The sequence below is a fragment of the Hominiventricola sp. genome (assembly GCF_057604405.1).
Map to the genome: position 1 here is coordinate 43,031 of NZ_DBLYVB010000016.1, position 13,937 is coordinate 56,967.

Below are 13,937 nucleotides of genomic sequence, written 5' to 3' on the forward strand. Positions count from 1 at the left end.
GGATGTTCTTCCGAATAAAGACAAACAAATTACAGTTCTCTCTCCAGACACCCCACGCTTGGAAACAGGTACATTTAACTACGTTTCTGTCCGGGAGAGCATCCCGGTGCACCTTACGGAAGGCCAGTTTTACGCTGGAGACAGCGCTGGCTCTTCCGGCTTTCCTCTTTGCAGTGACCGCACTGTTATATTTATTTTCTTTCTCCGCCCTGCAGGCGAAGGATTACCGGAAACTGACAGAGAAAGCAGAACTGTTGGCAGTAACGGCGGAAGCGTTTACCGGACAGAATCCCTATATTACCTTATATGATTATGAGACAGCAAAGCTGCCGTTTGCAGTCGTGGGATTCGGAAGCAGAGGAACGGTTCAGAAGGTTACGGTACGAAGCTGGGTTGGGTATACCGGGGAATCTTTTCAGGCGGGCGGAAAAGAAGAACTGGTATATCGGACACCGGAGGGAGAAGTGTATCACAGAAGCAGGGACTGCACTTATCTAAGATTAACGATTCGTTCTGTGACATCGGCAGAGCTGTCAGGTCTTCGGAATGAATCCGGAGGAAAATATACGCCCTGTGAATACTGTGTCAAAAAACAGCAGGCGGATATGTTGGTTTATATTACTGATTATGGAAGCAGTTATCATAACAAAAACACTTGCCAGGGATTGAAGAGAACCATTATGGCAGTGCCCTTATCGCAGGTGGGAGGGTTGAGAAGCTGTTCCAGATGCGGAGGGAGTCATTGAAGGTGTTATGGATTTTGCTGCATCTGGTGGTGTTGTCCTGGCAGGATCTGAAAAATCGGGAGATAGATCTGGGACTGGTATGGCTTCTTGGAATTACCGGGTTGATGCATTCCCTGTGGAATGGAGCCGGAATCTGGCCATGGCCGGGGTGTTTCCTGTTGGGGGTGGCAGTGATTACCGGGGAACGGATTGGAAAGGGAGACGGCTGGGTGCTTCTGGCTCTTGGCATGTGGTTCCCTGCAGGAATGGTAGAGCGAAATCTTCTGGTGGGAATGTGTCTGTGTGGAGGAGTAGGGTTGTTGTTGAGGGAGAAGGAACTTCCATTTGTCCCATTTCTGACAGCAGCCGTTCTGATGGATCTATGGATGGAAAAATGAAACGATATAAGAAAAAAGGAAGATTTGTTCTGGAAGCAGCAGCTCTGATTCCGGGGGTTTGTATTCTTCTGGTATATCTGGTTTATTTTACGCTGTATGCACATGATTATGCCGTATGCAGCCATGCGGCGCTGGAAGCGGGAACGAAAGGAATTTACCGGGAGGGAGACAGCGGTGGAGAGATGGAGGAGAAGATCTGTCGGGATCTGCAAAAAAAACTGAATCATCGTCTTTTGTGGGTGAAAGAGACGGAGATCCAGGTGAAGGTGAATCCAGCACAGGCGATCATCCAAATCACCGGACAGGGAGATTTCCTGAAGGGATGTTCCGTGACAGTGGAACGAAGGATAAACCGGATCAGGCCATGCACGATGATTAGAAAACGCAGATGGCTGACAGGGAGGAAGAAAATATGAATGTACATTACAAACGGGATTTGAACAGCAACTATATGATACTGACGGACGACTATCCAGGAGAAGAAAGTTATGAAGTCAGGATGATTACGGAGAACCGGATTGCAGGTTTTCTCCCCTGTGTATGTCAGCAGCATGAAGAGAAAAAAGAATACTACTATGAAATTACTGGTAGACAGAGTATGAATCTCTTATATGAGCGTCGGAAAATGACACATATTCAGCTACAGGATTTCCTGCGGGAATTGCAAAGAATTCTGGAAATGGCTTCGGAATATCTACTGAATCCGGATCGGTTTGTGCTGGAGCCGGAGTATATTTATCAGGATTCCAGGACGGAAAAACTGTCTTTGTGTTACTATCCTGCAAATGAGAAAACCATTCGGGAGTCATTTTTGGGGCTGGCAGAATATTTCCTTGGAAAGCTGGATAAAGGAGATGCGGCGGGCATTGAGTTTGGTTATGACCTTTATCAGAGGGCATTGGAACCGAACTTCAGCCTGGCAGAAGTGCTGCACTGTCATGAAGAACCGGAAAAAACAGGGATTGTGACGGAAAAACCAGAAGAAGAGGAACTTCCGGCAGTCCGTGAAGATGTTCTTGAAAAGACCGGAAGCTGGCGGAATTTTTTTCGGAAAAAACCGAAAAAGCCGCAGATCGAAGATTATCTGGCAGAAGCTGACCGGATGGAAAGCGGATCCGTTCTTTTTCTGAGAGAACAGGGAAGCATATCCACAGAGACTTCTTTTTTGCAGGAGAAGAAATGGGATGGAATATTTCTGAAAAGCAGGGATTCGGAACATCCTGATTTTCATATTAAGGAAAACAGTTTTCTGATTGGAAAACGAAAGGAAAGTGTGGATGGCTGTATTCCGGTATCGACCATTAGCAGAATACATGCGAGAATTACAAAAGAGGGCGCTCGTTATTTTCTGGAAGATCTTAATTCCACGAATGGAACCTGGGTGGATCAGATGCAGCTGGATCCATATGAACTGTTTCCGTTGGAAGATGGAATGCGGGTGCGGTTCGCCAGTGCGGAATATGAGGTGAATCTGTAATAAATAAAGAAGGCTATGGATTTTTGTCAATCCATAGCCTTGTTTTATAGCAGAAATATTTTTTTAAATCCGTGCATCCTGCTTTGAACTGCCGACCGGTACGTTACCTGTACAGTTAACTCAGTCCAGGCACCCTTACGGCACACAGAAGGTCCCGCTTAGTGCTGCTTTGTTCCCAACCTGACACGGTTCACAGGTTCCTGTTGCGTAAGACCCAGACATCAATGCCACTTATACAGGGCAGCTCCCGATCCAACAGCCCGGGGCAGGATATCACCCCCACTAAGGCGGATTGTAGGTACAGGGCACCGCCATCTCCCCGGCTGCACGGAAATCTTATGACAATATTCAGCTGCATCTTCAAAGATGCCTGTTCAGTATAGCTTTTTTTTGCCCATTTGTCAAATGATTTAGCCCTTCTCTGATGCCTGTTTCTTTTTCTTTCTCAGTTCCCGGAAAAAGCTGGTGAGCATCTCGGAGCATTCTTCCTGAAGGACGCCTTCTTCCAATTCCACCTGATGGTTGAATGCCGGTACATGGAGAAGATCCAGTATCGAACCGGCGCATCCTGCCTTGGGATTCCGGCTTCCGATGACGACTCTGGGAATCCGTGCCTGTACAATGGCTCCTGCGCACATCTGGCAGGGTTCCAGTGTAATATACATGGTACAATCTTCAAGCCTCCAGTCTCCAACCACTTTACTGGCTTTTCGGATAGCCTGTATTTCTGCATGGGCCAATGTACTTTTTTCTGTATTTCTCCGATTATATCCTCTGGCAATGATCTTTCCATCCCGGACGATCACACAGCCGATGGGCACTTCATCAAGCTTTCCGGCTTTCTTCGCCTGCCGGATTGCTTCCCTCATATACTTTTCCTCTTCTGTCAGCATCGTCCTCATTACTCCTGTCACAATTTCCGAACCACGGGCAGCGGATGCATTTGATACCACCCTTGGGATACAGTACAAATCTGGCCGGATCCACCGGATAGTCATCCCATTCTGCCACATAGTCTCTTCCTCCCGGACGGCAGACCCGGATTCCTCTGGTCTCTTCAAAGCAGATGCCCTTTCCCAGAATGTTATCTGCCTCCATGCAGCCGTGCCATTCCAATGCACCATTTCTGCTCTCCATCTTACCCAGCGGAATGCAGACTGCCTGGTTTTTCCGGTAAAAATAAATATACAGTTCGCCTGCATCCTCTCCCGGATGACAGTATCCCTTTAAGTGTACGGCAATTCTGCATTGACCGGCCCGTTCTTCTGCTTTCACAAATCCTGCCGTACAGAGCTGCTCTCCATGCTCATACGCATATAAATATGCAATCTGCCTTCTGTATTTCTGCATAGAATTCCCTCCTGTCCCTCAGAACTATTCTATGCAAGAGGTTTTCTACTTATACGTGAATACAAGATCAGAAAACTGAGCAAACTGCTGAAGACTTAAAGCCTCTCCACGGATGGTTGCTGAAAGTCCCATTTCTTCCAGAATTCTGGCAACCACTTCCTTGCTGATGCCCAGCTGCGGATCATGGCTGAGGCTGTTCTGCAGCGTCTTTCTTCTCTGGTTGAAGGACGCACGGATAATCCGGAACATAAGGCTTTCATCCTTTACCCTGATATCCGGGTTCTTATGTACCTGAAGCCGAATGACGGCAGATCCTACATTAGGGCGAGGCATAAAACAGTTTGGCGGCACATTAGCTACAATGTATGGCTCCGCGTAATATTGTACAGCCAGAGATAAGGCACCGTAGTCTTTGGTTCCCGGTCCGGCCTGCATCCGCTCTGCCACTTCTTTTTGAACCATGACCGTAATGCTTTCTACTGGCACGTGACTTTCAAAGAGGCCCATGATAATGGGAGTAGTGATATAATAGGGAAGGTTTGCCACCACTTTTACGGGGCGTCCTTCGTTCATTTTCTCAGCCAGTTCTTTTAAATCTACCTTCAGGACATCTTCATTAATGACAGTCACATTGTCATAGGCAGACAAGGTATCCTGAAGAATCGGGATCAGTGCCTTGTCGATCTCTACTGCTGCGACGCCTCTGGCTGCATGGGCCAGATACTGAGTCATGGTTCCGATACCGGGGCCGATTTCTACAACAAAATCATCCGGGCCAATACCGGCCGCGCTGATGATTTTCTCCAGTACATGTTCATCAATCAGAAAGTTTTGTCCGAATTTCTTCTGAAATACAAACTTATACTTCTGCAAAATTTCTATGGTATTCTTGGGATTTCCAAGAGTTGGTTCCGGTCTGTTCATGCGTTTTCCTCCGATATTCTGTAAAATCTTTTTGCATTTTTTTCTGTAATCCGGATCACCTCTTCCGTGGTCATCCCTTTGATCTTGGCAAGTTCCTCTGCCACATAACGGATATTGCGGGAATCGTTTCGCTTGCCCCGGTTAGGTACCGGTGCCAGGTACGGACAATCCGTCTCCAGAAGCAGTTTTTCTATGGGGGCTTCTTCTGCCACTTCCTTTAATTTCTTTGCGTTTTTGAAGGTAAGGACTCCACCGATTCCCAGATAGAATCCCATTTTTAAATATTCTCTTGCCATTTCCGGTGAATAAGAATAGCAGTGCATCTCATAGAAAATTTCATCTGTCACTTCTGCTTTCAGGATTTCCATGGTATCGGCTGCTGCTTCCCGGCTGTGAATCACTACCGGTTTTTTCAACTCTCTGGCTAGCCGGAGCTGTCGGACAAACCATTCTTTTTGCAATTCTCTTTTTTCTTTGTCCCAGTAATAGTCAAGTCCGATCTCTCCTACAGCTACGATCTTCGGACGCTTCAACTGTTCCCGCAGCCAGGAAAATGTCTCCTCATTCAGTTCACCTACTTCATCCGGATGTACGCCGAGGGCGCCATAGATAAACGGATACTGTTCCGTCAATTCAATGGTTCTTCGGCATCCCTTAAGACTCGCCCCGGAATTTACCACGGTTCCTACTCCCTGGCTTTGTAAGGATGCCAGAAGCGTGTCTCTATCTTCGTCAAAAGCACTGTCATCATAATGTGCGTGTGTATCAAATATCATGATTCTGTCTGTACTCCTATCCTGCACCGGCAATTTCTCCAGCCGGCGGCAGATATTTAATACCAGTATACCGATTTCAGAAGGTGATTGCAACTATTGTGAAAACCAGGTTGGTAGGGTATAATAAATTCATGTGAGCATTTTATAGGTGATTATTTTGTAGGAACCAAAAAATGAAGGAGTGTGGAACATGAAGAGAGTGGGCATTTTAACAAGTGGAGGCGATTGTCAGGCACTGAATGCAACCATGCGTGGTGTTGGTAAAGGATTATACAATGAACTTGGCGGAGATGTGGAGATTTATGGTTTTGAAGAAGGCTATAAAGGTCTGATTTATAATGAGTACCGTCTGTTGACGGCTAAAGATTTTTCCGGAATTCTGACAAGAGGCGGAACAATTCTTGGAAGTTCCCGTCAGTCTTTTAAGACCATGCGCGTTCTGGATGAGAATGGTCTTGATAAAGTAGCAGCCATGAAACAGAACTATCGAAGGCTGGCTCTGGATTGCCTGGTGATTCTTGGGGGCAATGGGACACAGAAGACCGCAAATCTTCTGAGAGAGGAAGGACTGAATATTATTCATCTTCCGAAGACGATCGATAATGATATCTGGGGAACGGATATGACCTTTGGTTTTCAGAGCGCGGCAGACATCGCAACAGAATGTATCGACTGTATCCACACAACAGCGGCTTCTCATGGACGTGTCTTTATCGTGGAAGTTATGGGACATAAAGTAGGATGGCTGACCCTGCATGCAGGAATTGCAGGTGGAGCAGATATTGTCCTGATTCCTGAGATTCCCTATGATATTAATAAAGTATGTGATGCCATTGAGAAGCGAAACAAAGCAAGAAAAGGTTTTACGATTCTGGCAGTAGCAGAGGGAGCAATTTCCAAGGAAGATGCTGCGTTGTCCAAGAAAGAATACAAAAATAAAATGGCTAATTATCAGTATCCGTCCGTTTCTTATGAACTGGCAGAGCAAATCAAGGAACGTACCGGTGCGGATGTGCGCGTGACGGTACCCGGACATATGCAAAGAGGCGGATCTCCGGATCCTTATGACAGAGTCATTTCCACCCGCCTGGGTGCAAGAGCGGCAAAACTCATTATCGATGAGGAATACGGATACATGGTAGGAATCGTAAACGGGGAGACCTGTAAGATTCCGCTGGAAGATGCTGCAGGAAAGCTGAAGATGGTAGACCCCTCTTCCGGAATCATAGAAGAAGCCAAGATGATTGGCATTAGTTTTGGAGACTAGGATGTCTTATACAGCATTATATCGGAAATTCCGCCCTTCTGAGTTTTCGGATGTCAAAGGGCAGGATCATATTGTAACAACTTTAAAAAATCAGATTATGGCGGACCGGATCGGACATGCTTATTTGTTCTGCGGCACCAGAGGTACCGGTAAAACAACCGTGGCAAAGATTTTTGCGAAAGCGGTCAACTGCGAACACCCGGTAGACGGTAACCCCTGCGGGGAGTGTGCATCCTGCAGGGCGATTGCTTCCGGTGCTTCTATGAATGTCATAGAGATTGACGCCGCATCCAACAATGGTGTGGATAATATTCGTGAGATCCGTGATGAAGTTGCTTATTCCCCCACCGAGGGAAAATATAAAGTCTACATTATCGATGAGGTGCATATGCTCTCCATCGGTGCATTCAATGCATTGTTAAAAACTCTGGAAGAGCCGCCCTCTTATGTGATTTTTATTTTGGCCACTACGGAAGCCCATAAGATTCCTGTGACGATTCTGTCCAGGTGTCAGCGGTATGATTTTCGGAGAATTACCACGGAAACGATTACGGACAGACTGAAGGAACTTATGGAGACGGAGCAGGTAGAGGTGGAAGACCGGGCTCTGACCTATATTGCAAAAGCAGCGGACGGTTCCATGCGAGATGCGTTAAGTCTTCTGGATCAGTGCATTGCATTTTATCTGGGGCAGAGACTGACCTATGATCATGTGCTGGAAGTATTGGGAGCCGTTGATATTGATGTGTTCAGCAGCCTGTTCCGGAAGATCTGTAAACAGGAACTGACTTCGGTCATTCAGGAAGTAGAGCAGATTATTCTTCAGGGGCGGGAACTGTCCCAGTTTACATTGGATTTTATCTGGTACTTAAGAAATCTTCTTATGCTCCGCACCGATGAAGGTATGGCAGAGATGCTGGATGTATCCGGGGAAAACCTGACCCGCATGAAGGAAGAAGCACAGCTTGCAGATCCGGAGACATTGATGCGGTATATCCGTGTCTTTTCTGAACTGTCCGGGCAGCTTCGCTATGCAACCCAGAAGCGGGTGCTGGTGGAGATTGCCATGATCAAACTTTGCCGGCCGGCCATGGAGCAGAACTATGACTCGATTCTTCAGCGGATTGCCCAGATTGAGCAGAAGCTGGAACAGGGAATCCCGGCAGGGGTGATACCTCAGCAGGCGGCAGTACAACAGGAGCCGATTCCACAAAAGGTCAAAAAACTGCCGAGAGAAGCTATGTCCCAGGATGTACAGATGTTTATGGGGAGGTTTCAGGAGCTTCGGAGAAAAATGGGCGGCATGCAGAGCCAGCAGTTAAAGGATGCGGTCTGCAGGGAGCTCCCAGATGGAAGTGGCATTCAGGTAATTCTGGGAAGAGAACTTCCGGTGGATGAACAGGCGCTGGCAGCAGATCTGGAAATGCTGGTGGAGCGGGAGCTTGGCGTCCGTATGAAATTTCAGGTTCATACGCCTCATAATGATCCAAGACCCCAGGAGCCGGTCGCAGACTTATCCGGACTCATTGATATGGAAATTGAGATAGATGCAGAATAACCCTGCAGAATGCTCTGCAGGATTCTGATAGAGAAAAACCAACAGGAGGATTTTAAAATATGGCAAAAAGAGGTGGATTTCCAGGAGGCGGAATGCCCGGGAACATGAGTAATTTAATGAAACAGGCACAGCGTATGCAGCGTCAGATGGAAGAGAGTGCAAAAGAGCTGGAGAGCAAAGAGTTCACAGCGGCAGCAGGCGGCGGAGCGGTAGAAGTAACAGTAACCGGTAAGAAAGAAGTATCCAAAGTCAAACTGGATCCGGAAGCAGTAGATCCGGATGATGTAGAGATGCTGGAAGATCTGATTATGGCAGCAACCAATGAGGCCCTCAGAAAAGCAGATGAAGCGTCCGCAGCTAATATGGCAAAGCTGACCGGTGGATTAGGCGGAGGACTTCCGTTCTGATGGAATATTACAGCAGCCAGATTGGCCAGTTGGTGGAGCAGCTGTCTTCTCTGCCAGGAATCGGTGCCAAGACAGCCCAGAGGCTGGCTTTTCACATTATTGATATGCCTCAGGAGCGGGTGGAAAAACTGGCAGACACCATGGTAAAAGCGAGAAAAACTATCCGCTACTGTAAAGAATGCCTGACCTTGACGGATCAGGAATTATGCCCCATCTGCGCCAATCCAAGCCGTAACCATCGGATGATTATGGTAGTGGAAAATCCGCGGGATATGAGCGCGTATGAAAAGACCGGAAAATATGATGGTGTGTATCATGTGCTGCATGGGGCCATTTCTCCCATGTTGGGAATTGGTCCTTCCGATATCCGTTTGAAGGAGTTGATGCATCGCCTGGAACAGGATGTAGATGAGGTGATTATTGCCACAAATTCCAGTCTGGAGGGAGAGACCACAGCCATGTATATCAGCAAACTGGTCAAACCGACGGGGATTAAGGTAAGCCGCATTGCCAGCGGAGTGCCGGTGGGCGGTGATCTTGAATATATTGATGAAGTAACGTTGCTTCGTGCATTGGAAGGTCGCGTGGAATTGTAAGGAGGAAAATATCATGGGTATTTCAAAAAGAAGTTTTGGGGTTACAAAAGACGGAAAAGAGACGTTTCTCTATACCATTACCAATGAAAAAGGCATGGAAGCGGCGGTGACCAATTTTGGGGCAATTCTGGTACAGCTGATGGTTCCGGACGCCAAAGGCGGAAAACGGGATGTGGTTCTTGGATTTGATTCCGTAACCGGATATGAAGGGAATGATTGTTTCTTTGGTGCTATCATTGGCCGAAATGCAAACCGGATCGGTGGTGCCGCCTTTGATCTGGATGGTGTTACCTATCATCTGGCAGCCAATGAAAATGGAAATAATCTCCACACAGAATTTGATCATGGATTCCATAAAGTGATCTGGAATGCAGAAGTGCTGGAGGCTGAAAATGCAGTAAAATTTACATACCACAGCCCGGATGGGGAAAATGGTTTCCCGGGAAATCTGGATATGAGCGTTACCTATACTTTACAAGATGACAATGCGATTCGTCTTGACTATGATGGCGTCAGTGATAAGAAGACGGTTATCAACGTAACAAACCATAGTTATTTCAACCTTGGCGGACATGACAGCGGTTCTATCTGTGATGAACGGATCAGAATTGATGCAGACGGATTTGCCGAGATTCTGCCGGGGGCGATTCCGACAGGGAGGATTCTGCCGGTAGAAGGAACACCTATGGATCTTCGTTCCTTAAAACGTGTGGGAGACGAAGTGGATGCGGACTTTGAACAGATGACACTGGTACAGGGTTATGATCATAACTGGGTACTGAAGAATCATGGAAAACTGGAACAGATTGCCCAGGTAGAAGACGATCGCTCCGGCATCACGATGGAAGTATATACTGATCTTCCGGGTGTGCAGTTTTACGCAGGAAACTGTATCACTCCACAGAAAGGAAAAAACGGGGTTTCTTATGATAAGCGTCATGCACTGTGTCTGGAGACGCAGTATTTTCCGAACAGTGTAAATATTCCGGCGTTTGAGCAGCCGGTGTTTGATGCAGGAGAACATTGTAAAACAACGACAATTTATAAATTCCGGTAAATAAAAGAAAAAAGGCGCTTCGGCGTCTTTTTTTGTCGATAAGAAAAGGGTAAATCCGTCGTTGTTTCGTCAAAAAGAGAACCATCGCTGTGCTACTATGGAGTGCAGACGGAGGTTGGAAACAATGAGGGAAGTAATAGATAACGGAAGCATGCCGAAAAATATGCGGCAGATAGGAGAACCGGGAACAGGAATCCGGATTTTGGTGGAGGATTATGCCTATACCTATCTGTGTCAGCTGGCCAGAGAGAATCTGACGGGAATGAGTACGGTGATCCTGCTGGGAAAGATCAGAGAAGACCAGGCGGTCTGCGTGCAGGGAGCCATGGAGCTGGATATGGGGCAGGAGTTGGAACAATGGTTTTCTGGTGAAAGCTGGCGGGCAATTTTTGAAAGGATAAAAACCTGGTTTGAAGATCTGGAGATTGTGGGATGGGGACTTTTAAATCCGGGATTTCCGCCGGCACTGACAGAAAGATTGACAGCAATTCATAACCGGCATTTTCCGGGAAAATATCAGGTTTTCTTCCAGATGGACATTCTGGACAATGAGGAAGTTTTTTATGTCCGCGAGGCATCGGGACTCCTGCCCAGGAGTGGATATTATATTTATTATGAAAAAAATGATGCCATGCAGGCGTACATGAGTGAGCAGCGGGGCGGCGCCGGGATTGAACCGGAGGGAATGATCCGGGACCGGGCAGCCATGCGGTTCCGCAGTATGATGCAGGAGAAAAAGGAACATCATTCCCAGAGAAAAGCCATGGCCTTTCTCTGCACCGCGTGTACATTTCTGGTTATGGTGATTCTGGTCATTGGAGTGACCCTGATCAACAATTACGACCGGATGACCCAGATGGAACATGCCATTTATGAACTGTCGGAAAATATGGATGGAACAGAAGCCGTGAATCAGGAAACAGAATCACAGGCGGATATTTCGGAAGTGTCAGAAGAAGCGGTGCTGGCAGAAAATCAGCAGGCGGCACAGGAGGAACAGCCTCAGGAACAGCAGGAAGCGGCAGCGGAGGAGCATACAGGGGATTCTGTTTCAGAGGAACCTGTGCAGGAAACGGTATCTGACCAGGTGGAAGCAGCGACGGAAGAACCGGAGCAGCCGGAACAGTATGAGGTACAGCAGGGAGACACCCTTCTGGAAATCAGCAGAAGAAAGTATGGGACAGATCAAATGGTAAAAGAAATCTGTGCAGCGAATGGTCTGGAGGACAGTGATAAAATTTATGTGGGACAAACCATTGTACTTCCATGACAGAAGATGGTATACTACTGGCAATATAAGTTACCGAAAAGAGAAGAAAAAGATGACCATACAGCTTCTGAAAAAAAATAATGGAATAGATGGAGAGATTGGAGAATATAAAAAGAATCTCCGCAAACACCGACTCATAATTTTTGCAAGATGGGTAGGGGTTTTTGCGGTATTGTTTATCGGTATTTTGGGAATCCGGTATTATGTGAATCACAAAGTTTATACTGAGTATCGAGTGGTGGCAAGTTTTGACCGTTCAGATACCATGAATACCCAATATAGGGAGTTCCAGGGCAATGTTCTGAAATACGGCCAGGATGGAATTTCCTGTGTGGATGCCCAGAACAAGCTGATCTGGAGCCAGACCTATAATATGCAGAACCCGGTTGTGGATGTCTGTGAAAAAAGTGCGGCTGTTGCTGAAAAAAATGGAACAGAGGCATTCATATTTGACGAAAGCGGATATGCAGGAAGCGTACAGACGACGCTTCCTATCCGGGAGATTTCGGTGTCCTCCCAAGGAGTGTTGGCAGTGCTTCTGGATGATGGGGATATTACGCGACTGTATCTCTATAATAAGGCGGGAGAACAGCTGGTGGAGGCAAAGTTTGAATTGCAGGATACCGGTTACCCACTCAGTATGTCTCTGAGTACGGATGCCAGCAAACTGGCAGTTTCTTTTCTGCAGGTACAGGATGGCAGTGTGAACAGCTGTCTTGCTTTCTATAACTTTGGATCGGTGGGGGAGAATGCATCTGATCATCTGGTGGCGTCGAAAGTTATGAAAGGGGAAGTTGTCCCCTCTGTTCATTATATGGATAATAGCCGGTGCTATGCGGTTGGTACAGGCGGAATTCTTTTATATGAAGGAACACAGATCCCGGAAGAGGTACGGAGTATTCCGGTAGAACAGCAGATTTCCAGTGTCTTCTATTCTGATGAATTTCTGGGAATTGTGCTGGAAGGAGACGAAAAAGCCCACAGACTTCAGGTATACGACCGAAAGGGAAATCTACAGTTTGGGCTGGAGTTTGATCTGGATTACACAACGTTAAAATTTTCGGGAGAGAATATCCTGATTTATAATGATTTTGACTGCATGATGGTAAATCACGCAGGAAAAACATTTTATGAAGGAACATTTGATGAGTCGGTGTCTAACCTCTATACATTGTCAGGACGTACCAGATATCTTGTGATGCATGCGGCGAGAACAGATCAGATTCATCTGAAATAGAGGACGGATGATGATGGAAAACATGAATGTTGCAGATGTGTTGGGGACTTTGTTCCTGATTTATGGAGTGATAGACGGATACAGGAAAGGATTTGTGAAAAAAGGAATTCTGTTCGCCAGCTCTATATTGACACTGGTAATCGTATATATGGCATCGCCTTATGTGGCAGGTTTCTTTCGGGAAATCCTGCCATCTGCCTTTTCACTGGAAAATGTGCTGGGGACGGACAGCGGAATCTATACCATGCTGGTATTAAGCGGCCTGGGTAATGAGGCGGAAAATTATATGTATGTAATGGCGTCCCGGATTCTGGCGGTGGCAGTTACTTATATAATAGTAAGAATTCTGCTCCGTACGTTGTTGTTTTCGCTGGAGATTCTGACAAAGGTTCCGGGATTGAGTTTTATAAACCGAATGGCGGGAGCTGCATTTGGACTGCTTCAGCAGCTTTTGATTGCATGGCTGTTGCTTTTGGTAGTTGCAGTGCTCAGTATGACGCCCTGGGGTGCGAGCCTGTATGAATGGATTCGTTCCAGCGTGGTGTTGTCTTTTTTGTATGACCACAATCTCCTGTTGCTGATTGGAGTTGTACTGGTTTTAAATACCTGAAATTTTTTTGCTTAGAAAATAAAAAAGTAGTTGACATTTATTGCGTCAGGTGATAATATAATCGAGCTGGCTGTGAGAACGGCTGGTACACATGAACTGAGAGTTTGAAAACAACAAACTGAACTTGAAAAAAGTTAAAAAGTTGTTGACAAGCAAATGCGAATGTGATAATATATCAGAGTTGCTGCTGAGGCAACGAGATAAACAATGAACCTTGATAATTAAATAGTGCTTTAAAGATCTTCGAAAATTCTTTTTGAAAATTTTTAAACGAACAGCTTTAAC

At 46.5% G+C, this 13,937-nt stretch carries 16 protein-coding genes and 1 other RNA gene; 12 read left to right on the top strand and 5 right to left on the bottom strand.

Annotated elements, in window-relative coordinates:
* The first annotated feature begins 2 nt into the window (after positions 1-2).
* Genes ACZMB2_RS10300 through ACZMB2_RS10315 form a run of 4 tightly spaced genes read left to right on the top strand, consistent with a single transcriptional unit; the run spans position 3 to position 2,600 of the window.
* A complete protein-coding gene (locus ACZMB2_RS10300; protein WP_487596689.1) occupies positions 3-746 on the top strand; it encodes a hypothetical protein in 744 nt (247 codons plus the stop codon).
* A gap of 2 nt (positions 747-748) precedes the next feature.
* Positions 749-1,123, top strand: a complete 375-nt coding sequence (locus ACZMB2_RS10305; protein ID WP_487596705.1) for a prepilin peptidase — start codon at positions 749-751, stop codon at positions 1,121-1,123.
* Entirely contained in the window at positions 1,108-1,539 is a 432-nt protein-coding gene (locus tag ACZMB2_RS10310) for a hypothetical protein (protein ID WP_487596690.1), read from the top strand. The genes ACZMB2_RS10305 and ACZMB2_RS10310 overlap by 16 nt, the downstream gene beginning before the upstream one ends.
* Entirely contained in the window at positions 1,536-2,600 is a 1,065-nt protein-coding gene (locus ACZMB2_RS10315) for a DUF6382 and FHA domain-containing protein (RefSeq protein ID WP_487596691.1), read from the top strand. Before ACZMB2_RS10310 ends, ACZMB2_RS10315 begins: the two co-directional genes overlap by 4 nt.
* Positions 2,601-2,669: 69 nt before the next feature.
* On the opposite strand, the gene ffs is transcribed toward ACZMB2_RS10315, so the two are convergent.
* The 5 genes from ffs to ACZMB2_RS10340 form a co-directional block, all read right to left on the bottom strand.
* Positions 2,670-2,931: signal recognition particle sRNA large type (gene ffs, locus ACZMB2_RS10320), an RNA gene on the bottom strand.
* A 79-nt stretch (positions 2,932-3,010) separates the two neighbouring features.
* On the bottom strand, positions 3,011-3,490 hold the full coding sequence (gene tadA / locus ACZMB2_RS10325) for a tRNA adenosine(34) deaminase TadA (protein WP_487596706.1): 480 nt from the start codon (positions 3,488-3,490) through the stop codon (positions 3,011-3,013).
* The gene (locus tag ACZMB2_RS10330) at positions 3,426-3,950 is read right to left on the bottom strand and encodes a hypothetical protein (protein ID WP_487596692.1); all 525 of its coding nucleotides are present in this window, start codon (positions 3,948-3,950) and stop codon (positions 3,426-3,428) included. The genes tadA and ACZMB2_RS10330 overlap by 65 nt, the downstream gene beginning before the upstream one ends.
* Before the next feature lie 45 nt (positions 3,951-3,995).
* Entirely contained in the window at positions 3,996-4,874 is an 879-nt protein-coding gene (rsmA, locus tag ACZMB2_RS10335) for a 16S rRNA (adenine(1518)-N(6)/adenine(1519)-N(6))-dimethyltransferase RsmA (RefSeq protein WP_487596693.1), read from the bottom strand.
* Positions 4,871-5,650 carry a TatD family hydrolase gene (locus ACZMB2_RS10340; RefSeq protein ID WP_487596694.1) on the bottom strand — a complete coding sequence of 260 codons (780 nt, stop codon included), beginning with the start codon at positions 5,648-5,650 and terminating at the stop codon, positions 4,871-4,873. Before ACZMB2_RS10340 ends, rsmA begins: the two co-directional genes overlap by 4 nt.
* Positions 5,651-5,840: 190 nt before the next feature.
* Here ACZMB2_RS10340 and ACZMB2_RS10345 point away from each other — a divergent pair, with 190 nt between their 5' ends.
* From ACZMB2_RS10345 to ACZMB2_RS10380, 8 genes are all read left to right on the top strand, one after another.
* Positions 5,841-6,917 (top strand): 6-phosphofructokinase, encoded by a 1,077-nt coding sequence (locus ACZMB2_RS10345; RefSeq protein WP_487596695.1) that lies wholly within the window; start codon positions 5,841-5,843, stop codon positions 6,915-6,917.
* 1 nt (position 6,918) lies between these two features.
* Positions 6,919-8,475, top strand: a complete 1,557-nt coding sequence (gene dnaX / locus ACZMB2_RS10350; RefSeq protein ID WP_487596696.1) for a DNA polymerase III subunit gamma/tau — start codon at positions 6,919-6,921, stop codon at positions 8,473-8,475.
* 59 nt (positions 8,476-8,534) lie between these two features.
* Positions 8,535-8,882, top strand: a complete 348-nt coding sequence (locus ACZMB2_RS10355; RefSeq protein ID WP_487596697.1) for a YbaB/EbfC family nucleoid-associated protein — start codon at positions 8,535-8,537, stop codon at positions 8,880-8,882.
* Positions 8,882-9,478 (top strand): recombination mediator RecR, encoded by a 597-nt coding sequence (gene recR / locus ACZMB2_RS10360; RefSeq protein WP_487596698.1) that lies wholly within the window; start codon positions 8,882-8,884, stop codon positions 9,476-9,478. Before ACZMB2_RS10355 ends, recR begins: the two co-directional genes overlap by 1 nt.
* 13 nt (positions 9,479-9,491) lie before the next feature.
* Positions 9,492-10,535: an aldose epimerase family protein gene (locus ACZMB2_RS10365; protein ID WP_487596699.1), complete on the top strand. Its 1,044-nt coding sequence runs from the start codon at positions 9,492-9,494 to the stop codon at positions 10,533-10,535.
* A 124-nt stretch (positions 10,536-10,659) separates the two neighbouring features.
* A complete protein-coding gene (locus ACZMB2_RS10370; protein ID WP_487596700.1) occupies positions 10,660-11,805 on the top strand; it encodes a LysM peptidoglycan-binding domain-containing protein in 1,146 nt (381 codons plus the stop codon).
* Between the two features lie 52 nt (positions 11,806-11,857).
* Entirely contained in the window at positions 11,858-13,042 is a 1,185-nt protein-coding gene (locus ACZMB2_RS10375; protein WP_487596701.1) for a DUF5711 family protein, read from the top strand.
* Positions 13,043-13,049: 7 nt separating this feature from the next.
* The gene (locus ACZMB2_RS10380) at positions 13,050-13,652 is read left to right on the top strand and encodes a CvpA family protein (RefSeq protein ID WP_487596702.1); all 603 of its coding nucleotides are present in this window, start codon (positions 13,050-13,052) and stop codon (positions 13,650-13,652) included.
* Positions 13,653-13,937: the final 285 nt, after the last annotated feature.